Here is a 540-nt window from a genome sequence, read left to right as displayed (position 1 = left end):
CACGTATCTTTCTTACAACAAGCTAGACAAACTGCTCAAAACGGAAGGAATGGATGCAGACTATCGAGCGATGCCAATGGCTCAATCCGCCCAACAAACGTTAAGAATGTTGCATCAAAATTGGCAATCATTTTTTAAGTCGATAAAAGATTGGACAAAAAACAAAGACAAATATACAGGCAGACCGAAACCGCCCAAATATCTCAAAAAAGACGGACGGTATGTGCTTGTGCTAACGAATCAATCATGCAAAGTCGTCGATGAACACATCACGTTTCCTGCCTGTTTTCAAGGGTTTCGGTTAAAAACAAACATGAATGGGAAGCTACAACAAGTCCGATTCATTCCAAAACACCGCCATATCATCGTCGAAGTCGTTTACAAAATCCCTATTCCACCCCAAAAACAAGATCACAACAGATACATCAGTATTGATTTAGGATTAGATAACTTCGCAACCATTGTGAACAACGTGGGCAAACAACCGATCGTCATCAATGGTAAAGGTCTAAAATCCGCCAATCAATACTACAACAAACA

1 protein-coding gene is annotated in these 540 nt (G+C 40.2%); it reads left to right on the top strand.

All coding sequences use genetic code 11. The features are described 5' to 3' along the window. A partial coding sequence (locus EKC99_RS15405; protein WP_163152676.1) for a transposase occupies positions 1-540 on the top strand: 540 nt, incomplete at both ends.

Origin of the sequence: Anoxybacillus sp. MB8 (genome assembly GCF_011006755.1) — a bacterium.
Taxonomy (GTDB): Bacteria; Bacillota; Bacilli; order Bacillales; family Anoxybacillaceae; genus Anoxybacillus; species Anoxybacillus gonensis.
The sequence above is the reverse complement of the archived record's forward strand: the minus strand, read 5'-3'. Positions and strand labels throughout refer to the sequence as shown.